We start from the raw sequence: 21,793 nt of genomic DNA on the forward strand, positions 1-21,793 counted from the left end.
AATCACGCAGATGGAAGCGCTCACCATCCATCCCACCCCGACAGACCTTACCCAGGTGCTTGCCCTTTCCTGCCCAAAAACTGCACCAAGGCTATGGAAAACCACGGCAGTCCTTGATCCAGCAGCGGCATGGTTGACCCAGCAACAGCCCTTCAGAATCAAAGCCGGTCACACGGCCGGCAACGAGAAGACCCGGGACCTGGAGGAAGCCATGAATCAGGCAGCAGCCTTGGACAACGCATACGTCGCGGCAACTCTGGTCAGGATGGCTGGCTGAGATGAAGCGGATAACAGCTTCCCGGCCCATCTGCGGACCTTCCTCCGAAAGCACCGAGGTCCGTGTGTCCAGCGGAATCAGCTCCCCGGCCAAGGGGTGGTGGACGTCGTCGACCGTTGCGAAGACCTGGACCTCAGGGAACAGTGTCCACGACGGTGGATTCGAAATCTGGCCCGACTGCCGAGACTGAAAGCCTGCTTCAATGACTCCCCATGCCAGGTCCTGTGAGATTTCCAGGCTGTGCAGCCGCGCCGGTGTCGCCGATTCACCCTCGCGAAGCCGGAGCACGCCGCCCGCGAGCTGCGACAAGCGCCGGCAGATCGTCGCAGACTCCGCGCCAAAAACGTCGCAGGAGGATTACCTGCACCGACACGCCCAAGAGACCATCCCGTCTCGGCTGTGCTGCCGACAGGCACGGACGAACCGCATCAGGCCAGAGTCATTGTGACGATGCGCCTGAGTGCCTGGCGCGCCCCGTTTGCAGCCCTTCTCTCTGTGTTCCTGCTTGCCGGATGCACCGCAACTTGGACCGCCCCAACGCCAACCGCAGCTCACGAGAACGGGACCACAGTGTCCCGCCCGTCAAGTGCGGAAGGACCCTTCCGCGTGACCTCGGTCACCGACGGGGACACCATCCGCGTCACCATCAACGGCAAATCCACCCCTGTGCGCCTTATCGGCATCGACTCTCCGGAGGTCACCGATCCACGCAAACCCGTCCGATGCTTCGGGCAAGAGGCATCCCGCCGCGCCCACGAACTCCTCGATGGGTCCCAGGTCTGGCTCGAATAAGACCCCAGCCAAGCCCGGCACGACCGCTACGGCCGCACCCTGGCCTACGTCTGTCTGGCTCAACTACACCGACCTCATCAACCAACGACTGGTCACCGAGGGCTACGCCCACGAATACACCTACACCGTTCCCTACAAATACCGGGACGCCTTCCGCGACGCCGAACAAGCAGCCCGCACCGCCCAGCGGGGACCCTGGAACCCCGCTACCTGCCCAAGGAAACACCAACTAACCAGCACCCGGCCCGCGAGACAGAGCATCGCTACGATCACCAGCCGACGTCCGAATTGATCCGGGCCGTGCCCTAGTTGATTCCCGGACCCGGGCGACGCAAATGTCATGTAGCCGTCCAGCCCGCAAGCAATGAAGGGGTAGGCAAGGAAAGACCACAGCGGCCGTGCCGGCGCTCCCACAACCCGGTCCCACGATCAATCACGGGGCGCGTTAGCCCGCCACGCCGGTCCCTCCGCGACAGATCCGGCGGGGCTCCAACTCGCAGAATTCCCGCACATCCGATCCGATGCACAGCGGCACGGTCAGGTAGCTCTCACCCGGTCACACCATGAAGATCCGACCGAGGAAACTTGCCCCCGGCCAGCGGAACTGGCCACAAAAAGATTCCACAAAATTTTGGTCAGGGTCATGCAGGAGCCCATGAAAGCGGCCATGAACATGTATGAGCACGCAAACCCACAACCAGCAGCGCACCACCACGCTCCCCTCGCGGGCCTCGTCATGTCGCTCCGGCTGCACCAGTCCATGAAGGAGTGAGTAGCGAAAACTTCGCCCAACCAACAGGAAGGAAGCGCCGGCCACGCAACGCCAACGGCCAACCATAACTACACACTCCCGCAACTGACACACCGTCAGCAACACGCTGGCAAAGGTGTGGACAGTGTCCACATGGCTAGAGACCCTTAAAAGGCCCCCAGCCTAGGGGAAAACGCGTGCCCAAGGTGGGACTCGAACCTGAATTTCGCCCTTGCAAACAAAGGGAACTCCAGAAAACATCAGCAATCCGGCCCAGTCCGGCGGATGTACGACCCAGTCCACGGCGAAAAGCGTTGTCATTGTCAACAGGGCCTTCCTGAGAGATTTTGAACAGATTCGAACAATGCAAGCAACTGCCGTACCCCATTTGGACGGGGCGCGGCAGTTGCTTTTTGTTCGGGGTGTGGGGCCTTCAAGGTTTGATGACCGGAAATCGCTTGACCGGGCACAGGGCGGTTTGAGCGATGCCAGGTACAAGGCTGGTAGGCCAGCGGTGATACTGCCGACCAAGGCCAGCATCAAGCAATGGTCAGCCCGACGAAACCTACCTCGTCCGTGACCTGGAGAGATGATTTCTGGGGGCGGATCGCGAATTGCCGGTTCAGCCGATCTGAATCCGTTGGTCTCCGAGTTCAACCTCGATCCGCAACCGGCCACCGACCGCTTCGACATACTTGCGCAAGGTATCGACCTGGGCGCGATCAATATCCCCGTGCTCGATGCGGGACACCCTGTTCTGACTGACGTGCAGCCGGTCAGCCAGCTCAACCTGCGTCAAATCGGATGCCTCGCGAAGTTCCCGAAGCCGGTAGGCCCGGACCTCATCGAGCAGGCGCTTCTTATGGGCATCAACAGCGGCCCGGTCCACGGGACGCTTTGCCAGCATCTCCTCAATAGACGTCACTACTTCGATTCTCCTTTCAGAATCCTCAGATGATCATCGAACAAGTCATCCGCAATCGGGATATTCGTCTTGTACCACCGGGTCCAATTCCCGGCCTTGTCTCCTGCGACAAGCAAGATCGCGTGCCGCTCCGGGTCGAATGCAAACAAGATCCGCAACTCCCACCGCCCGCTCGATCCCGGCCGAAGTTCCTTCAAGTTCCTATGCCGCGAACGCACCACCGTGTCGACAAGCGGACGACCCAGCTGCGGACCACGCTCAGCAAGAAGCTCCAACGCTGCGATCACCTGTTCGTACGAGTCCTGATCGAGCCCGATCAGCCATGTCTCCACAAGCCCCACATCAACGTTCCACACCAACACCACCCTACAACTCTTAGGTTCTACAACTCAAGAGCTATATTGCGATCGGCACGGCTCGCATCCAACCGGGTCAATGTGTCCTTCATCGGAGGTGAATTGTGGCAATGTTCTTGGATCCGATACAGCAGGCACAGCGATTGCGACTGCGGGCGGCCATGTCCGGCCGAGAACTCGAACCCAGGCTGTGCGGACTGCCCTTCGGTCATCAAGACGCAGCGAGCTGGCACTTGACTCGACCAGTTGCGTTAAACAACGGCAGCCACCCACGCGGCACGAGGAGGTCACGCTCAAGCGTTTCGTCGTAGTTGCAAATTGATGCTAGCCGGAAGAAATGACGGATCCCGTCCGGATGTCCCCAGTTCCTGATACTGCGTTGATAACCACCCAGTGTCCGGGCTGCGTCCGCGTGTCTTTCTGATGAGGGCATTCTGCGCCGTGGATTTGCCGGCACCGGGAGGGCCGGCGAGGACTATTGCCTTCCTGTCCCGGCGCACCTCGGGGTGTGAATCGGTAAAGCGGGCCAGGATCTCCGCGTGGAGCTGCCGACGACCAAGGCGCGGCTCCCGTCGTCGGACGTTGAACCATTCGGGGTTCTGGCTCGTGGCGTACCGGCTGCGGGCCGTAAGGGGTCCGTCGTCTGCGCCCAGCGCCTCCAAGAGGGCGCGGTGGACTGCGGCCCGTTCTTCGGTCGTCACGCCTTACAGCGTAGTCATTCGGACGCGGGGACTTCGTCCGAGGCGTCGAGAATCAGGTCGTACGCCTCACCGTCGATGAGCCCCTCATCGAAGGCCTGGCCGACCTCCTCGAAGGAACCGGGTGTATCCGGGTACGGGGTAGAGTCCCACTCGGCCTGCGCCGCGGCCAAGCCTTCGTTCTTCGCATAAGCCCACACGGACAGTTCGCGGATCATCGTGTCCCGGTCAATGTCGCCGGCAGCGTAGCGCTCGGCGATTTCGTAGGGGCTCGCACCGCTGAACCCTTCCGGGATCGGCTTCACCCCTCTGGCGTCCGCCTGCGTCAGCAGCTTGCTGATACCCGGCTGACTGACGCCCAGAGCACGGGCAACCACACGCTGATCTGCCGTCTCCACCGCCGCCCGGATGTCCCTGATGTAGTCCAGGGCGCCAAGCTCGCGGCGTGCACGTGCACGGCGGGCGTTCGCAATTGCGGCCTCGGAGTTGGCGGCGATCGTCATGCCCGACCCTCCTCCACTGTATAACCAATGTTATCCCGACCGTGATGAGCTGTCAGTGCTGTGCACTTGCCGACCGTCCCACAGCCTGTCACCGGGCCCGGCATCACCGGTAAGCAGTGGTGGGCTTCCCGCGGGCCGGTGCCCCCGGTTGTGCGCGGCTGCCCGCCAGGCACAGGGTCTTGGACAAACCCGTTCTCGAAAGCATCATGTTCTTGAACTGAATACCCACCACCTCCAGCGCCTAAGTCCCACCTAGGTGCTCTGCCCCGAGCCGATCATTCTAGTGCCTCCACCGGAACGGTAAAGGGCGCTTCGCGTCACTTCGTGATTGCCCTCCGGACAACCCTTGACCATCCCGGCTCCGACAATGATCGGCCCGTATCGGGACAAAGCCCCACAGCGGCAGGCACTCAGAAAACCAGCAGCCGCGGACCCGACCCCGCTGCCAGCAAACACAATTACCTAGGGGAACTTAATAGTGTTGAATAATGCCACTGCCCGGCTCCGGTGTCATTTTCAGAAGCTGACGGCACAAATGTCAGAAGTCCTGTTCACTAAGCAATTGGGCGGCGGAATGCCCGGGCAGAAGCGACGTTGGTGCAGAGGAGTACCAGCCGCTTGTGTTCACAGGCCACCACCCTGTAAATCACGGGAAGGTCAGCGCAATCAGCTTCTAAAAGTGACAGGCAGTATTGAACGCTTGGCAGGTCCTGCAAAGTTTGGTGCCGTGCATAGCGCAAGGAGAGGATTGCGGAAGTGTAGTGGTGATTGTCGCCACCCTGCAGCTTGTGGTTGTCACCGCCAATACCTCGGCGCCAGTCCCCCTGTGCCTTAAGAGCCGGCTATGCGCCCAGGAGCCCTACGCAACCAGGCCTTTCCCGCCTCTAGGTGTTTGTTGTCCCTGCTGAAAAAACCCGGGCCACCGTGATTGGCCCTGTTGGCACTCTTTGCCGTTGCCAACCCCAACCTTTCCATGTCGTTCTGTTGACGCTGCCGATAGGATCGGCGGCATGGGTGCCTGGAATAAGAAGCAACCAACCAAAGGCCAGGCCTTGTTCATGGGTGTTATTGCGCTGTTGCTGGCGACCAACATTGTGGTTGCCGTGTTGGTGGAGGGCCGCCCTGCGACCGTCCTCTTTTGGATTGTCCTGGCTATGGACCTAATTCTCGTGGCCATGAGCTTATGGTTGTACCGCCGAGCCGTGAAGAGGCCACCGACGCGCGGCTAGGCCATACGGCATGACGCCGTGCTGAAAGCCCCGCCAACCCCCGCCGCCGGCGGCAGTGGCGCAATCTCGGAAGACCACGACCCTCACCCCGACCGCGGGACTAACGGAGCAACTCGATTGTCAGGCCGACAAAGGCCAGAATTCCCATGCACATGTACATGAAGCCCATGAACTTTATCGTTGGAACGTCGGCGAAGGTAAAGCCTTCTGGCGGTATTCCTTTGCTCTCTTTGTACATACGGGACCAAGAAGTTGCGGCACCATTGATGTCCCTAAAGATGCAGAGACCGTAGAAAAAGATTGAGAGTCCCATCAGATAGATAATCACCAGCTGCAGCCATGCCGGGCCTCTCAGTACTGCAAGAAGAAAGCTGAGGGCAACGGAAGTTAGGAAGAAACGAAAGAGACCTTTGGCGGGCTGCGGCTCCTCGACGAACATCCGCTTGATGAGACGAAGTGTTCTGATGTCTCCCCCTCCGAGTGACGAGCCCTGGCCGAGCGTGCACGGTCCCAAGTGTCTCGAGGCTACTCCACTTGGCACGTCTCGTTTCCCTCTGCGTTCCGAGACACGATGCTTGGAAACAATGCACCCACCCGCCAAAGCAGTGACGTCCTATAGCCAACGGGCCTAACGGTCCACCTCACAAGCGTCTTGCTGGCCTCAGAAGCCGCGAAGCCAATCCACCGGATAGCCCATTTCCTCGAGCGAGAAGAGTACTTCCTCCGCATGAAATGCGCCGATCCTCCAATCGAGACGGTTGGCCCCCTCGACTGCGATGCAGGGGACACAAAGAAGCGCGTTTTGAAGACTTTGGGAACAGGAGTACCGAACAAAAGCACCATAGTGCAGGGGACTAGCGACCATCCAGTGTTCAAGAGTCCTATTCACAACTCCCGGAATCACAGGGGACTCTGTGCCGTCAGCTTCTGAAAATGACAGTTTTTGTCATTTTCAGAAGCTGACGGCACAAATGTCAGAAGTCCCGTTCACTAAGTCATGGACGGCGGAGTGCTGGGCAGAAGCGACGTTAGTGCAGAGGGGTACCATCAGCTTGTGTTCACAGGCCACCACCCCTGGAAATCACGGGAAGGTCAGCCCAATCAGCAAAAACAGGGCGTATTCGGGGAACGCCTGGCACGTTCTGGAAGTTTGGTGCCGTCCATAACGTCAGGAGGATTGCGGAAGTGTGGTGGTGATTTGTCGCCGCCCTGCAGCTTGTGGTTGTCACCGCCAGAACCTCGGCGCCAGTCCCCCTGTGCCTTAAGAGCCGGCTATGCGCCCAGGAGCCGTACGCACCCAGGCCTTCCCCGCCTCTAGGTGTTTGTTGTCCCTGCTGAAAGAACCCTGGCCACCGTGATTGGTGGGGCGGCGGCGTGAGTTACAGATGCTTCTATATTCGTCACGCAGTCGTTGGGCTTCGACACACGGCGAACTTGCGGTCAGTTGGGTCCGGTCGTACATCTTTGGACGAGGGACTAGAAACGGTTCTAGCGGACGTCAAGGTACTTGTTCGTGGCCAACTCATGGCGAAGCTTCGACCCGTAGACTGGCTGGAGGCGAAGGGAGCAGCCGTGGCCAGGGCGTCGAATGCACGGTATCTGGGTGCTGTACCTGTTGGCGCCCTTTGCCTCCGGCGCCCTTCTCGCCCGGCTCATGAGAGACGTCCGGCATTGGTTCTGACAGGCACCAGGCGCAAAGTGCGGGACGGCCTGCGTTGTTGTGATCCGGTTGGTAGGACCGCGTTCTCGTCGCGCTCGAGGACACCGTACTGGAGGCCGACGACGTTCGTGGTCGAATGATCGCCTTGGGCCGTTCTGTTGTCGCCCCTCTGAGCCGGCACCCAAGCAGATAGGGTAGGCATGAGCAACCTGGATCAATACCGCGACCTTCCCCCTAAAATGAAACGACTCGCCCGCACAAGCCTCTGGCTCTTCTGTGGGGCCATGACCGCGGCACTCGTATTTCGGCCATTGCTGGGGTTCTGGCCGACGATGTTGCTATTGGGTGTGGTCATGACCGCCGCGTTAGTGCCAATGGGGATTGCAGCAAGGCGGGAACACAGGGAACTAGAAGGACCTCCGAAAACGCAGAGCTCAGACCCAGTTGACTGAGCATCCCGGTGCCGAAGCCACCGCAACTACGGGCTAAGCGACTCTTTTAGGTGGGTTGTGCTTCTCCTCGCTGGTGGCGAAGGTGCACGAGGCTTTCCTCCGAGGCTTGTATCCCCTTGTGGTTTCCAAGATCATGTGGCCGAACAGTGTCGAGACGCTGCGCAGCGGTGATCCAACCGGTCGCTATTTCATTTCCTGAATCCTAGTTTTTCCACAGGATTTGCTCAAGATCCTTGATCCGGCCTTGAGGTGCCGTTTAGCGTCTAGCCCATCACTCGTTTGGGGGTCGGGGCTTTCGGGATGTTGGATCGCCTGGATCTGGTCTCGTAGAAAGTCCTGGGGAAATGCGTACTGTTCGTCGCCGGCGTGAGCCTGCCCTTTTTCACCTCAACACCGCCGCCCAGACGGCATTCAGACTCATCTTTTCCGTGATCGTCGCACTCGGGGTCGCCGTCTGCGGACTCGCGGCACCATCGTTCGCGGCACTCCCGCTGGGGGCCGGATCCAGCCTCGGAACAACGTCGGTTCAGGCGCCGTCGCTGGTGCCGATGGTGAATCCGTCGGTGCAGGCCGGTGTGTTCGTACCGGTGCAGGGCCGCGCGGTGGACACCCGCTCCGGTTTGGGCGGGATCACTGGTCCGGTGGCGGCGAACACGTGGTATCCGTTCCAGATCCTCGGCCGGGCAGGTGTCCCCACCACTGGTGTGGACGCCGTTCTGGTGAGCCTGACCATCGTGAACGGGACCACGACGAATGTCGCACAGTTGGTGCCGAACACGGCCAGGCACCATGACACCACCGTGCTGTATTCCGGGATCAACGACACGATTTCCAACTCCGCGGTGGTCGCTGTCGGCACGGACGGCCAGCTGGCACTGTATTCCTCGTCTGCCCAGCAGTTCATCGTGGACGTTCAGGGCTACTTCACCTCCGGCGACACTCCCGCACCGGGCGCCTTCGTTTCCGTTCCGACGTCGAGGGTGATCGACACCCGCGACGGGACAGGTTATCCGGCCGGTGCGTGGTCCGGGTCCGGGATCAAGAGCCTGACCCTGAAAGGCAAGGGCGGCGTCCCCGACACGGCCACCGCGGTGTTCGCGAACATCACGATCATCAACGACACCGACACCGCGCAGATCACCCTCGCATCGTTGCCCGGCGGTGGCTTCGCCGGCGGCGCCGATCCCGGCACGACCATCAACTTCCGCGGCCAGGCCACGACTGCGGTCGCGGCGGTGCTGAACCTGAACGCCGCCGGGGTCGTGGACATCAAACACGACCCGTCGTATGCCACGGGTTTCCATGTGCTGGTGGATATCCAGGGCTATTTCGACGGGCAGGTCTCCAACAGCGCGTTCACCACGGTCGAGTCCCGGATCTACGACTCCCGCATCCCGAACACTCCGGTCCCGGCCAACGGAACCGTCGAGGTACAGATCGCCGGCGTCGGCGGCCTGCCGGCGGCGTCCACGGACCTTGCGGGCGTGGTCATGAACATCACCCCGGTCACTTCTGGCTGGGGTTATCTGCGGGTCTGGCCCTCCGATGAGACCGAACCGAACCTGAGCACGCTGAACTACACGGCGGACTCGGTTTCCAATGTTGTGGTGGTCAGACCCAGCGCCACCACGGGCAAGGTGAAGATTTACAACAACGGTTCAAGTCCCGTGCACGTCGTCATCGACTCGCAGGGCTGGTTCAACAACGCCAACCTGCTGCCTCCGGTCACCACCAACGGCACCGAATCCGGATCCCGGGCCAAGGCTTCCATGGTGAGCCATGCCCTTACCGACATGTCCAAGTTGGCGCTGAACCCGACCAACGGCAACGTCTCGGTGACCGGGCGGTTGTTCCACGTGCGGGGCATCGGGCAGGACATGAACGTGGGCTGGCGGTATAACTCCAAGTTCGACCACCGACCCACGCTGTCGATGGGGCGGCTGGAAACCGCTCTGCGGATCGACCCGGCCACGGGAAACATGATCTACACCGCCCCGGACGGCGGCTGGTACACCTTCGTCCTCTCCGGCTCCACGTACACGATGGCGCAGGAGCTGAACGCCTCCCTGACGAAGGTCTCCGGCACGGAGTACCGGCTGCGGTTCAACGACACCGGCATCACCAACGTCTATCAGGACGACGGCGCCAACTTCGTGCTGCAGCGCTCCTTCGACGCCAACACCACCAACCCGAACACGGTCACCTACACCTACGGCAATGGCCGGCTCACGCAGACCACGGACACCCAGGGCCGGACGGTCTCGTACGTCTATAACGACACCAGGAACCTGAACCAGCCCTCCGCCATCACCGACAACTCCCTGAACCGCACCGTGAGCATCGAATACGGCGGCGGGGAGGGCCGGATGTCCAAGATCACCGAGGCGACCGGCGCCATCACCACCTTCGCCTACACCAACGGCAAACTCACCTCCATCACCGACGGCCGAACCAACACCACCGCTCTCGCTTTCGCTGCGGACAACTGGGTGAACACCATCACCTACGCGCAAGGCACCGCGGCTGCGGCGACGTGGACGCTCACGCACAACACCGGACCAACGCAGTCGTACTTGACCGATCCGAACAGCAAGCAGGCCACCTACAACCTGGATGCCAGCAAGACCCGCGTCTCGAGTGTCACTGATCCGAACGGCCACGAGACCTCATCTACGTTCGACGGGCACGATAACCGAACCGTTGCCACCAACGGCCTCCAGAAGAGCACCACGTACACCTACAACGCCAACAACAGCCTGACCAAGATCACTTCACCACTTGCCGGCGCCAGCGGCACCGCAGGCGACGTCACGTTCACGTACCCGAGTGTGACCGGGGATCCCCTGCTGAATTATCGGCCCGACACCGCCACCAACAGCGAGGGCAACACCAGCACCATCCAATACGACGCCAACACGAAGAACCCGTCCAGGATCATCACGCCGGACAACCTCGGCGGAACGCCGCAGCGCTTCTACCAGGGCGACACAGCGGGCACCACCTGCGGGGCCAAGCCTGGCCAGCTCTGCCGCTCCACCGACGGCAACAGCAACGACACCACCTACAGCTACGACACTGCAGGCAACCTGATAACGGTCACCCGTCCGCTTCCGCTAGGGACCATCAGCTACACCTACGACGCGGCGGGAAGGATCGCCACCAGCACTGACGGCAAGAACCAAACCGCCACCTACACCTACGATGCCAACGACCGGATCACCCAGACCCGCTTCGGCGCGAACTGCACCCCGGCCAGTGCCCCCACGAACTGTGTCACGTACACCTACGACGCTGCAGGGAACCTCACCACCCGCGTCGACGCCGTCGGCACCACCACCTACACCTGGGATGCGCAGAACAGGCCCACCGGCAAGACCATCGGCGGTGTCACCACCACCGTCACCTACGATGGGGCCTCCAACATCCTCAGCTACGTCGACCCGCTCGGCACCGTCACCTACCGCTACGACGCCGCCAACCGGCTGATCGCCGTCGCCGAACCTGGAGGCAGCTGCCCGGCCACCTTGGTGTTCCCGAACGTCACCAAGTGCACCGGCTTCGACTACGACAACGCCGACCGCCGGACCGCCACAAAATACCCTAACGGGGTAAAGAACACCACAGCCTACGACAATGCCGGCAAGATCACGTCGATCACGGCAGTGAACTCCAGCGCCAACGTCCTGGCCAGCCGCGCCTACACCTACACCAGCATCCTCAACGGGACCAAAGACGGTGCCCTGCGCAAGACCATGACCACCGAGACCCCAAGCATCGTTACCACCTACGGTTATGACAAACTCAACCGCCTCACCTCCGCCGTTACCGGGACCACGACGGAGACCTGGGCTTACGACGCAAACAGCAACCGCACGCAGGCCACGAAAACCGGCGCGGCAAGCGTTTATGCCGCCTACAACGCAGCAGACCAGCTTTGCTGGACCGGCCCCAGCACCGGGACCTGCACCACAGCACCCACAGGTGCCATCAGCTACAGCTACGACGCCAACGGCAACACCACCGCTGCCGGAACAGCGACATCGAACTACAACGTCTTCGACCAACTCACCAGCATCACAGTCTCCTCGACCACAACCAACTTCACGTACGCCGGACCACGGAACGATGAGCGCACCTCAGCCGGATCCACCAACTTCCTCAACGGAACGCTCGGTGTCACGCAACAAACCACGTCCGGGGCTGCGACATCATTCGTCCGTGACCCCAACGGCACACTCATCAGCCTCCGGAGCAGCTCGGGAGCCAGCTATTACTACACGACCGATGCAATTGGCTCCACTATCCTGATTACCGACTCCGGCCAGTCCGCCGCCGCCAGCTATACCTACGACTCTTGGGGCACGGCAACCGCTAATGGATCCCAGGCAGCACTAAACCCGTGGCAATACGCGGGCGGCTATAAAGACACTGCCACCGGATACATCAAATTCGGAGCTCGCTACTACGATTCGGCAGTTGGCCGCTTCACCCAAGCAGACCCCTCCGGTCATGAAGCCAACCGATATGTCTACGCCACCTGCAACCCGATCACCACGGTTGATCCCTCTGGACTCGATGCGGCGGACGATTGCGTGCAGCACATGATCGTTGATCAGTTTTTTTACGGATTGACGGCAGGATTATTTGTTGGACTCATTGTCGGTGGGGCCACGGCTGGGCCGTTCGGGGCACTCGGAGGTGCAGTTGCTGGTGCGGTCATTGGAGGCGTTCGGGGCTCCTATCAGGGGATTGTTTACGGGAATATCATTTGCCGCACGCCTTTCCTTGAATTTATGCGACCCGATCCGAGCGTCCCATGGCACTTCTAACCGCTGTCGGGAATGGGGAACAGTAATGCCAGAGTGGTCGCTGCCATTGTCAGCAATTGTCGGCATTCTCCTTTTGTTCGTGATTCTGCTGGCCGGGATCGCTGTCATGCGCACGGGACGAGCCAGGAAAAGCACGGAAGCTGATGGAGTCCGGACTGTCGGCGTTCAAGCTACCAAATCGTTCGAGGTGGCAGTAATGCCGGACAGTGTTTGGGAAGCGGTACTGGTCGTCTGCGCACACGAAGGACGGTTTTCAGGGGCCGACAGAACAACAGCGGGAGGTCGCGTAAAAGTGCGAGGCAACCTATGGACATGGGGCGAGGTAATAGAAATCAAGCTCCTCAGCAAAAGTGATGGAGGTACGGAGGTCATAACCTCTTGCCGACCCCGACTTGCGTCGACCGTGATGGATTATGGCCAGAGCGCTAAGGACCTAGGGTTGTTCATCCACCTCCTCACCGAGAGGATCGAGGGGAGGTCCGGGAGGGATGAATGACTACGGGTGTTCAAACCTGAAGCTAGCCAGATGCAGTCAATTCAGTGCTGCGACTTAGGGCGCTTAAAGAGCGCCTGGGCTTGGGTCGCCAAAGTAGAACTTGCGCTAGCAGCTTCTGTTGTCGTGTGCGTAGCGCAGGGCTGGGCGGCCTTGGTGCCATGGTCCGCACTTGATTAGTGCGCCCTTCGTTGGCACGTCCCGGGTGCTGTGTCAGCCTTACCGGCATTTAGCAGCACGAATGCCTCAAACACTGTCTTGTAACCCATAAGATACGAGACGTCTCGGCACGCGATCTGAGCAAGGTTCTGTCGCGCCCAAGATTCCTTGGAGATAGCGGAGTTTCTTCATGGCCCGACGATTCTCCTAACTATGTATCGAAACCTTCTGGTTGAATCGGCTTATGCACCGATAGTTTCGAGACACATCGGAGGGGCATGGCGAAGCTGATCGGTTACGCCCGGGTTTCGACGAGACAGCAGTCGACGGACCGGCAGCTAGCCGATCTGCTGGCCGCCGGTGTCCGGCGGGATGACCTCTACATCGATCACGGCGTATCAGGAGCGAAGGCTTCCCGCCCCCAGCTGGCCCGGGCACTGGATGCGCTCATTGAAGGCGACACCCTGATCATCACGACACTTGACCGGCTCGGGCGCTCCACACAGAACATGCTCTCCTTCGCCGACGAGCTTCGTGCAAAGGGCGCGGGACTGCGGGTGCTAAACCTTGGCGGTGGCGACGTCGACACTTCAACCCCCATGGGCTCGATGCTGTTCACGGTCATGTCTGCTCCCGCGCAAATGGAGCATGAAATCAAGCGTGAACGCATCAATGATTCGATCAACAAGCGGCGCGAAGCCGGGAAGGATCTCGGTGACCGGCCCCGCCGGATCACCGACAGCCAGATTCGCAACGCTCTTCGTTTAGTCGATGACGGCGAACCTGTTGCGCAGGTTGTCAGGGACCTTGGTATGTCCCGGGCATCGTTTTACCGCAGGTCGCGCACACTCAAGGGACTGGCAGGTCAAGACCCCTTATAAGGCCCCTCGACGCGTGCGTTCGATGCAGCTCGGAAGAAGGCGCTGTCCGGACCTCGGCCGATGAGGGCGTTGCTTTCGAGCAGTTGGATTGCTGTCGCGGTTGCTTCGAGGTTACGGAGCTGACTGTCGATGGAATAGCCTTCGTGGGGTTGCCATTTCAACGGCCCTAACCGGCCGGGATAACCTGCTTCTTTCCAAACCCACATGATCATGCGACCGGCCGTCCGGCACTCGGTCAGTGGTGTTCCCAGTTCGTCGATGATGGTCCGCATCAATCGAAACCAGGTCCCGGCATGGACCTGCTGGCCGGGCAGCTGGACTCTCCCCGTGGCCATGGCCTGCCAGGTTCTGGTGTCCATCGCAAGCAGCGTTGCGGGGACAGGTCTTGGTGTTGGCGGCCTGCGTTCCCAACCCGCGAAATAGCTGGCCGACTTTGTCCATCTTTCGAGGAGACATCCATGGACCGGGCAGCTGAGAGTCAGCGGCAGCAGCCACAGCAGCTGGTAAGGGTGCGGCGGTGTTGTCGTAGCGATGCAGTGCGGGCATGCCCTCACTGCAGGCCGCGTCGGACACCATGGCATCCACGGGTAGATCTCACGGACCCGTCGTTTTCCCTCTGGCAGCAGCACGGAGAAGTGCCGGGTGTACTTGGCAAACATCCCAGGGTCTGGTTCGGTCTGTTCTATGAGCCAGGGTGACCAGCCACTGAGGCTCATTCTCCGGATCCGCTGGACGTCAACTCCGGTTCGTTTCGAGAGTTCGTGGGCTAAGCGTTCAGGTGGGCAGGTGTCCAGGCCCGCGGCCCTGCCCGGCCAAAATCCCAGGTCGGCCACGAGGTCTTCGGGGTGGAGGTCGTAGCGGACCGCGATACGTCGGAGCCAGGACGAAAGCGCCTCGCCGGGTGCCGGTGCAGGGTGCACCGGCCAGCGCCGCACAGCGGTCACGGCAGTTGTTTTTCGAAAAGCCTGCGCCGCTCCGTTGGTCCTATGTAATCTGCCAGGGTCAGGGTCCGGTGATTGATCCTCTCCTCACCTGTCTCGACGGCCGCGACGGCGGCTGCGGTCAGAAGGTGGGCGAGTTCACCGATGGTGCCTTCGCTTCGGACGAGCAGATACCTGGCCATATCCTCGGTATCGATCACGGACGGTGAGCGCAAGGGGAATGCGGCGGCGAAACTGGCCAGCAGCGACCTGGCCTCCAGGCCCACTTCCCACAGCGGCAGGATGAACGGTTCGAACCTGTTCTCCAGCTGGTCATCGGACCGGACAGCCAGATAGGCCTCCCGTGTGCCGACCCCGACCAGCGGAATGCGGAGCTCGTTGCCCAGATACCGGAGTAGATTCAGAAACTCGCGCCGTTTCTCACCGCGGCCGGCGAGTACGTTGTGAAACTCATCGATCACCAGCATCCGGGCTTCGACTTCGCGCAGGAGCGAGAGCGTCAGGCGTTCGGCCTCGGGGAGACGCAGATGTGGCCGGAAGGGCGCACCGATGGCGGAGAGCAGGGCCGTGTAAAACCGAAGCTCCGACGGTTCCGAAGGCATCTGCATGCACACGACCGGGATGTTTTCGCCGTTCGGTCCCGTTACGGGCGGGTGCATCCGGTGGAAGCGTTCTACGATATGGTCTTGCCATTGTTCGTTGGCCCGACCAGCAGGAGGTTGGGCATGCGCTGCTTCTTCGGCCAGCCGAAGAGCACTTCCAGGCGCGCAACTGCGTCCAAGGCCTTTGGGTACAGGCTTACCGGAAGACGGCTGATCGTGTTGCGGCCGGAAACCTGGGTGATCTGGAGGAAGGCGGTGACGGATGATGGGGCTGCCTGGTGTGTTTGGGGCGGCCCGTTCGGGGTCTGGTTTGGCGTCTGATTCCGTTGTTTTGTGCGGCGGCTGACTGGGGCAGGAGGGTGGACGTTGACTGAATTTCGGGATGCCTTGCATTCGTCGAAGCGCCTGGCTGAGGCGGCGCGGGAGCTCGCTCATGCGGCACGGGCCCTTGAGGTGCCTTCAGATAGTGATGCCGTGCTGGCGAATTTGGTGGATGCCCAGCGATCGATAGGGCAGGTGCTGGGGCAGCTGGCGGAATGGCACCGGTCAACGATGGCTGGCCGGCACTATGCCGAGGGTCATGATGAAAGCAGGCGCGGCGTCATCACGGCTGTCATGGAGCTCGATTTGGCGGTCCAGCAGGCGGACGGGCTGAAGGAAACGCTCACCCGGGCCCATGGCGGAAACAAAGTTGTGCGCTGGTTCGATGTAGCCCCAAGGAACGACTAACCATCCCAAAGTTGGCCGCTACCGGTGGTGCCGGGGTGGGCTTACGCTGTGCGCACGATGTTTGAGGGTGTGCCGGCCGGTTTGCGTCCTCCCGTGGCTCTTGCCCTTGCCAGGGCTGTGGAGTTGATTCCGCGCGAGGATGCGCTGCCTGGCGGTTCGGTTTATGAGATGAAGTTTGATGGCTTCCTTCACTGGACCTTGTCAAGATTGCACCACCTTGGGCCCTTGAATACGAACCGGAGTGGGTGAACCGCAATCAGCCATGCATTGATCTAAGGCCGACAGATGTTGTACGGATCGCGTGAAGCGTAGCAGCCACGAAAGAGTGATTTAGATCTGCGGGCTTCTCATTCTGGAGCCACAGCGGAGAGCGCCAAAACGAGGAATGCTGAACCGATTGCTTATTTCTCCGCTCAAGTGCGAGGTGCATTGATATTCACGGGAGTCCTCCTCACTGCCGCGTTATGGGCTTTGGCATGTGCCCGAACACTATCAAGGGCACCCATCAACAGGGGTGACTAATGCTCCGCCCTCGACTTCTCGTGGCCGGAGTGTCGTCACTCGTCACTCGTATAGTTGCAGCTTGCCCCTGCGATGTTCCCGGGGACCTTAGCCCGGGGACTTTAAGCAGCACGGAGAATCCAACTCAGATCACGTGTGGTCGTCTTTTTGATCGATTTCTTGCGCATCTCGTCGATCTATTCTGAGATTGTTCAGGATTGTGAGGACAAGGACTATCAGCAGGATTGTTGGTGGCCAATATCCCAACGGATCGTTCGCAGAAACTGCCAAGTAGGAGGTCGCACATACAACCCCGTACAAGATTTGGTGCCCCGCCGGGCGTCTTCTTGTTCCAAAAGCGACTCATTGATGTCCTCCCTGAGCCTGCAAGAACCTAAGAACCGAAGTTGGGTTTAGGAATGCCTTGCAACCGCCTTGCTTCTCTATCATCCACATGAGCCGGTCAGCCTGACCCCCGTCCCGATGTCCGCAAAAAGGGGTAAAGCCGTACATCGCTATCGAGAACAGAAGAGCATAACTGCCCGCGTAGCAGCTGATTGCACCTAGAAGAGTCGTTCCAGGCCTGGGCGGTCCCCTGGTGTGATCCGGCGATGGCAGTGAGGAGGCTCAATCCGCTGGCGCGATAGCGTTGCTGTTCAAACGAGCGCTCACGGATTCGCTGATTTGGTTGAAGAACAGACCCCGGCGACGGTATTCCGGGCTTGGGATTCCCATTGTTAGCCGTCTCTTGAATCTTGTCTGGGCTTCATCAGCAACAAAACAACGCAAAGGACGAGTGGTAACCCGGGTGCGTAGATCAGTTCAAAGCGCCCAGTGACGATCACGAGGATAAGAACAACGAGACTTGCGATTGCAACTATGATTGCGGCAATTCGAAGAGCTTTGGACTTCATCAGTAGCATCCGTTCTTGATTGCGTCCCACCCGGATAAGACCGTGCCGGCGCCGGTGAGGGCAAGAGCCACACTACCGCCAAAGGATAGTGGGGCTGCCAGAACGCCGATACCAAAGCCTATGATGCCTGCGGTGATACCAAACCAGTCCACAAAGCAGCCCCAAGCATCGAGCCCACTCGGGTCAGTAGCGTTGATGGGGTTGCATTGGACGTAGGCGTAGCGGTTGGTTTCCTTTCCGGAGGGGTCTGCTTGCGTGAATCGCCCAATAGTGGAGTCGTAGTAGCGGGCGCCGAATTTGGTGTATCCGGTGCTGCTGTCTTTGTAGCCCCGGGCGTATTGCCACGGGTTGACTGCCGCCTGCGTGCCTGCCGGTGTGGTGTTGCCCCAGGAGTCGTAGATGTACGTGGCTGCGGCGGCTTGCGTGCTGTCGGTGAGCAGGATGGTGGAGCCGAGGGCGTCAGTGGTGTAGTAGAAGCTGGCCCCCGTGCTGCTGCGCATGCTGATGAGATTGCCGTTGGGGTCTCGGATGAAGGACGTGGTCGCCCCGGAGCTGGCCTGCTGTGTGACGCCGAGGGTTCCGTTGAGGAAGCTGGTGGCTCCTGCGGTGAGTCGCAGCGGGTTCCAAGCCCCACACGTTGCCAGCCATGCCACTGTGAGACCGGGCGACCGCCCCGCCAAGGCAAACACCACCAAAATCTCCATCGACAACCCTCGGCTTGTCCAGCAGGCTCTTGGCGAGGACCGGATACCGGACGAAGCGCACGCCACCAGGACATCCGAAAACTCTGCAATCTGTTCGGCCTCAGCGTCAAGGATGCAGAACGTTACCTCAACGTCGACTGGGCTTCGCTGACAACGGCTGCGATGGAGGGTGGGGGCGGCATCAAATGAGAGGCAACGGAATATAGTCCAACATCAAAGATGCCCCGAGCCTCGTGGCCTCAATTTGAATGCTCACTGCCCCTCCATTCCCTCTTCATCGTGGCTAGCCATCCTCTTGATTCGTTCTCTACGGGCGGCGAAGGCAACCGCAAGACCGACAATTATGTAGACGCCTAGAAAGAAAAGCGCGAAGCCCCCTCCTCCTTCTTGGCGCTGTAGGACATATATGAGCACGAACAGTACAGGTGCGCCTGGCACCGCTATGAGGGTGGCGGCCTTTTCAATTGGTCCCGCTCCGGTCCAACCAGGAATTTTAGCCACGACGGCTCCTATCCATTTCGAGATGAAACGAAACCATTGGTCAAAGCATGGGTGGAAATGCCTCAACCAATCCAGGGATGCCACGGATGAAGCCAGTAATTCCACCTATTACCGTTCCCTGGAGAACGGCGGGGCCGGCTTCCTGCCCAGTTACGCTGTCGGAGGCCGCCGTCAGACCTCCAGCAATTGCACCTCCGGCCATGCCGAAGAGTACGCCGCCGACAAGACATCCGATGCCTCCCGTTGCGCCGCAACCTGCCAAAGTTCCGAGCACGCCAAATATCGTCCCGATGGTAGCGCTGGCTACCGCCCCTTCAAATGTGAGTCCTGTCGGATCAGTATTGTTCATAGGGTTTGCCGCTGCATAACCATAGAGGTTTATTTCCTGGGCGGATGGGTCAGCCTGAGTAAACCGCCCAAGGGTCGGGTTGTAGTAGCGGGCTCCGAACTTGATGTACCCGGTGCTGGCGTCTTTGTAACCTCCGGCGTATTGCCAAGGATTGGTTGCCGCCTGTGCACCCGCGGAACGCAGGAGGGGCTAGAAAGGCCGGAGCGGGCACGTACAATCCGAAGGACAGCAGCAAAAAACGGTAATACTGGAAAAGTCCTTGAGCCGGCGTGGCCCAGCAAAAAACTGACGTGCCTGGCGGCACTGTCTTTCCGACGATCTGTCCGCCGGCTCAAGGTCCGTCAATGGGTGTCGAGCCAGGCGGACATGACCTCATAGGAGCCTGATACGACCAGTCCCATTACCGTTTTGTCTGCCCACCTGGCCCGCGCCCGATCAATCAGCATGGATCTCGACTGAGGGGCAATTTCCATCTTGGCAAGCGAAACAACGAAAGTCATCGCGGGTATCGACACGCACGCCGACACACACCACGTGGCCATCATCAATGAACACGGCAAACCCCTCGGGGACAGGGAATTCCTGGCAGTGGGCTCCGGATACCGCAAAATCGTCGACTTCATCACCGGCCATGGTGCTGTCTTAGCTATTGGCGTTGAAGGGACCGGCACGTACGGTGCCGAGCTCGCAAGGATCCTCCGCAGCAATGGACTCAGCGTGCTAGAGGTAAACCGCCCGAACCGGGCAGCGCGCCGATTGAAGGGCAAATCCGATCCCCTGGATGCCTACCAAGCTGCCCAATCGGTCCTGGACGGCCGCAGCAAAGCGATCCCCAAGGCCAAGGACGGCCCGGTTGAATGCCTGCGGATCCTACGAGCCGGCCGCACCTCGGCGGTAAAGGCCCGCACCGCAGCCATCAATCAAATCAAGAGTCTTCTCGTTTCCGCACCGGATAAACTGCGGGCTAAATACCGTTCCCTTGGCACCGCCTCCATGCTCACGGCACTGCAGCGAGCGAGACCGGCGGGTCACGTGGCTGATCCTGATTACGTTTGCATGCTTACGTTGAAGTCGTTAGCTACCCGATGCCAAGCACTCAACGCAGAAATTGCCGCCACGGACGCTGCGCTCCAGGAGATCCTCGATACCTATGCACCGATGCTTTGCGACTTGCCCGGAGTTGGCACGGAAGTCGCCAGCCAATTGCTGGTTACCGTGGGAGACAACCCTGACCGATTAGAGAACGAGGCACAGTTCGCTTCCCTCGTCGGAGTCGCTCCCGTGCCAGCATCATCAGGCAAAACCACACGCCACCGCCTCAGCAGAGGCGGCGATCGGAACGCCAACCACGCTCTCTACCAGGTCGTCCTGGTTCGTATGGCCTCATGCCGACGGACCAAGGACTACGTAGCCAAACGTACGGCCGAGGGCAAAAGTAAACGGGAAATCATGCGCTGCCTCAAACGCTACGCAGCCCGGGAAATTTACCGCCAGATCACCAACCCTCAAGCAGCGCCGAACAACTCAGACTTGCGCCCAATGCGCGTCACACTTGGTTGCACCATCACCACCGCGGCAAGCGAGCTCGGTCAATGGCCTTCCAAAATCTCCCTTTTGGAACGGGGCATGCTCCGAGACGACCATCTCGCGAAAACTTATCGCCAGTGGTTGAAGGAACGAACGACGCCGGTCCCAGTTTGACGCGACGTACGGCTAGGACAATGAAATGCCGCTGATCGGAGTACCGGGCGGGAGTGTCAGAACTTGTTTGTGGATCTGCCCGGCGATATCGAGTGCTACGACGAAATCACTGACTTCCACGTTATCGATGTCGGTCACACCTCCAAGCACAGGTGGAACCCGGAAGCTGTAGACCTCGCCCTCACCTGGGTGCAGACCGGAGCTTTCCGCCTGGCTAGCCAAGCCAAGCATCAGGTATTCGTCTTGCCCTGAACGAGAATTTAGCTCGGCGTTTAGCTCGTCCTGGTTCGCCCACAAATGTCGCAGTTCACCCCCGAGCACATCGAGGAACCAAAAGCCGTTGCTTGCTTGGAAAAAGACGTCTCCAAACGGGGAGGTGAAGACGGGGCTTTTGCCATCGAAGTCAAGAAATGACCACGAATCGAGGGCAGCAGCGTATAGATCAAGTGGGAAACGGCGAAGGGGCTCCATATGGCGACACTAGCTCAGGCGACGCAAGCAGCTTCGCAACCCGCTAACAAACGAACCGCGCCGTCCTTTGCCCTATGGCCCAATGGCCCCTGGACAGCTCGCAGGGCCAGTCCGCGTCAATCACAATCTGAAATTGACGACTATAGGAGCATCGTCGTAGATAAACAGGTTCAGGGGGTCCGGAGGTCTGCGACGGCGCACCCTGAACCCCACAGCCGGCCGCGAAGCGGACGACCATTTCCCCTGGTTGCAGCGCAGCGGAAACCAGGGCTCCTTGGGGCCGGTTGTGCCCACTGTGGGCAGGTGGAGCCCTCCACGCAGCTCAAAGCTGGGCGATCTGGGTGCAACCGCCCGTATTTTTGTCAGACCCCTCAC

The 21,793-nt window shown here is 60.2% G+C and carries 19 protein-coding genes and 2 pseudogenes; 8 read left to right on the forward strand and 13 right to left on the reverse strand.

Features of this window, described 5'->3' with window-relative positions; all coding sequences use genetic code 11:
• Nucleotides 1–91: 91 nt before the first annotated feature.
• A complete protein-coding gene (locus LD110_RS21065) occupies nt 92–586 on the reverse strand; it encodes a hypothetical protein (protein WP_225501894.1) in 495 nt (164 codons plus the stop codon).
• 297 nt (nt 587–883) lie between these two features.
• Here LD110_RS21065 and LD110_RS23980 point away from each other — a divergent pair, with 297 nt between their 5' ends.
• The 3 genes from LD110_RS23980 to LD110_RS23755 all read left to right on the forward strand — a co-directional run bounded on the left by LD110_RS23980 (nt 884) and on the right by LD110_RS23755 (nt 1,841).
• Nucleotides 884–1,069: a thermonuclease family protein gene (locus tag LD110_RS23980; RefSeq protein ID WP_308012471.1), complete on the forward strand. Its 186-nt coding sequence runs from the start codon at nt 884–886 to the stop codon at nt 1,067–1,069.
• Nucleotides 1,044–1,361: a thermonuclease family protein gene (locus tag LD110_RS23750; RefSeq protein ID WP_263855415.1), complete on the forward strand. Its 318-nt coding sequence runs from the start codon at nt 1,044–1,046 to the stop codon at nt 1,359–1,361. Before LD110_RS23980 ends, LD110_RS23750 begins: the two co-directional genes overlap by 26 nt.
• Nucleotides 1,362–1,712: 351 nt before the next feature.
• The gene (locus LD110_RS23755) at nt 1,713–1,841 is read left to right on the forward strand and encodes a hypothetical protein (protein ID WP_263855416.1); all 129 of its coding nucleotides are present in this window, start codon (nt 1,713–1,715) and stop codon (nt 1,839–1,841) included.
• A 601-nt stretch (nt 1,842–2,442) separates the two neighbouring features.
• On the opposite strand, the gene LD110_RS21075 is transcribed toward LD110_RS23755, so the two are convergent.
• The 4 genes from LD110_RS21075 to LD110_RS21090 form a co-directional block, all read right to left on the reverse strand.
• Nucleotides 2,443–2,745 carry a helix-turn-helix domain-containing protein gene (locus tag LD110_RS21075; RefSeq protein ID WP_225501895.1) on the reverse strand — a complete coding sequence of 101 codons (303 nt, stop codon included), beginning with the start codon at nt 2,743–2,745 and terminating at the stop codon, nt 2,443–2,445.
• Nucleotides 2,745–3,101, reverse strand: a complete 357-nt coding sequence (locus tag LD110_RS21080; RefSeq protein WP_225501896.1) for a type II toxin-antitoxin system RelE/ParE family toxin — start codon at nt 3,099–3,101, stop codon at nt 2,745–2,747. The genes LD110_RS21075 and LD110_RS21080 overlap by 1 nt, the downstream gene beginning before the upstream one ends.
• Nucleotides 3,102–3,394: 293 nt before the next feature.
• Nucleotides 3,395–3,802 carry a hypothetical protein gene (locus LD110_RS21085; RefSeq protein WP_225501897.1) on the reverse strand — a complete coding sequence of 136 codons (408 nt, stop codon included), beginning with the start codon at nt 3,800–3,802 and terminating at the stop codon, nt 3,395–3,397.
• A 14-nt stretch (nt 3,803–3,816) separates the two neighbouring features.
• Nucleotides 3,817–4,302 carry a helix-turn-helix domain-containing protein gene (locus LD110_RS21090; protein WP_225501898.1) on the reverse strand — a complete coding sequence of 162 codons (486 nt, stop codon included), beginning with the start codon at nt 4,300–4,302 and terminating at the stop codon, nt 3,817–3,819.
• A 1,010-nt stretch (nt 4,303–5,312) separates the two neighbouring features.
• Here LD110_RS21090 and LD110_RS21095 point away from each other — a divergent pair.
• Nucleotides 5,313–5,531 carry a hypothetical protein gene (locus LD110_RS21095; protein ID WP_225501899.1) on the forward strand — a complete coding sequence of 73 codons (219 nt, stop codon included), beginning with the start codon at nt 5,313–5,315 and terminating at the stop codon, nt 5,529–5,531.
• Between the two features lie 100 nt (nt 5,532–5,631).
• Here LD110_RS21095 and LD110_RS21100 read toward each other — a convergent pair whose 3' ends face one another.
• On the reverse strand, nt 5,632–5,970 hold the full coding sequence (locus tag LD110_RS21100) for a hypothetical protein (protein ID WP_225501900.1): 339 nt from the start codon (nt 5,968–5,970) through the stop codon (nt 5,632–5,634).
• A 2,017-nt stretch (nt 5,971–7,987) separates the two neighbouring features.
• On the opposite strand from LD110_RS21100, the gene LD110_RS21105 reads away from it, so the two are divergent.
• Together LD110_RS21105 and LD110_RS21110 are read left to right on the forward strand one after the other, a co-directional pair.
• Nucleotides 7,988–12,472 carry an RHS repeat domain-containing protein gene (locus LD110_RS21105; RefSeq protein ID WP_225501901.1) on the forward strand — a complete coding sequence of 1,495 codons (4,485 nt, stop codon included), beginning with the start codon at nt 7,988–7,990 and terminating at the stop codon, nt 12,470–12,472.
• A 930-nt stretch (nt 12,473–13,402) separates the two neighbouring features.
• Nucleotides 13,403–14,005, forward strand: coding sequence for a recombinase family protein (locus LD110_RS21110; protein WP_225501902.1), 603 nt, complete (start codon nt 13,403–13,405; stop codon nt 14,003–14,005).
• Here the strand turns inward: LD110_RS21110 and LD110_RS21115 are convergent.
• The 3 genes and pseudogenes from LD110_RS21115 to LD110_RS21125 form a co-directional block, all read right to left on the reverse strand.
• Entirely contained in the window at nt 13,990–14,364 is a 375-nt protein-coding gene (locus tag LD110_RS21115) for a hypothetical protein (protein ID WP_225501923.1), read from the reverse strand. The two genes, LD110_RS21110 and LD110_RS21115, sit on opposite strands and share 16 nt — an antisense overlap.
• 99 nt (nt 14,365–14,463) lie before the next feature.
• Nucleotides 14,464–14,949, reverse strand: a pseudogene (locus LD110_RS24135) (TniQ family protein); the annotation flags it as partial.
• A pseudogene (locus tag LD110_RS21125) lies at nt 14,946–15,739 on the reverse strand (TniB family NTP-binding protein); the annotation flags it as partial. The pseudogenes LD110_RS21125 and LD110_RS24135, both read right to left, overlap by 4 nt.
• 175 nt (nt 15,740–15,914) lie before the next feature.
• Here LD110_RS21125 and LD110_RS21130 point away from each other — a divergent pair.
• A complete protein-coding gene (locus tag LD110_RS21130) occupies nt 15,915–16,277 on the forward strand; it encodes a hypothetical protein (RefSeq protein ID WP_225501903.1) in 363 nt (120 codons plus the stop codon).
• Between the two features lie 1,414 nt (nt 16,278–17,691).
• Here LD110_RS21130 and LD110_RS21135 read toward each other — a convergent pair.
• From LD110_RS21135 to LD110_RS21145, 3 genes are all read right to left on the reverse strand, one after another.
• Complete coding sequence (locus tag LD110_RS21135; protein ID WP_225501904.1) at nt 17,692–18,396, reverse strand: RHS repeat-associated core domain-containing protein; 705 nt, start codon at nt 18,394–18,396, stop codon at nt 17,692–17,694.
• Between the two features lie 252 nt (nt 18,397–18,648).
• On the reverse strand, nt 18,649–18,897 hold the full coding sequence (locus LD110_RS21140) for a hypothetical protein (protein ID WP_225501905.1): 249 nt from the start codon (nt 18,895–18,897) through the stop codon (nt 18,649–18,651).
• Between the two features lie 40 nt (nt 18,898–18,937).
• A complete protein-coding gene (locus tag LD110_RS21145) occupies nt 18,938–19,429 on the reverse strand; it encodes an RHS repeat-associated core domain-containing protein (protein WP_225501921.1) in 492 nt (163 codons plus the stop codon).
• A 291-nt stretch (nt 19,430–19,720) separates the two neighbouring features.
• Between LD110_RS21145 and LD110_RS21150 the strand changes: the two genes are divergently transcribed.
• The gene (locus tag LD110_RS21150) at nt 19,721–20,947 is read left to right on the forward strand and encodes an IS110 family transposase (protein WP_225501906.1); all 1,227 of its coding nucleotides are present in this window, start codon (nt 19,721–19,723) and stop codon (nt 20,945–20,947) included.
• Between the two features lie 12 nt (nt 20,948–20,959).
• Here LD110_RS21150 and LD110_RS21155 read toward each other — a convergent pair whose 3' ends face one another.
• Nucleotides 20,960–21,418 (reverse strand): T6SS immunity protein Tdi1 domain-containing protein, encoded by a 459-nt coding sequence (locus tag LD110_RS21155; RefSeq protein ID WP_225501907.1) that lies wholly within the window; start codon nt 21,416–21,418, stop codon nt 20,960–20,962.
• Nucleotides 21,419–21,793: the final 375 nt, after the last annotated feature.

Source organism: Arthrobacter sp. M4 (genome assembly GCF_020251205.1).
Lineage (GTDB): Bacteria > Actinomycetota > Actinomycetes > Actinomycetales > Micrococcaceae > Arthrobacter.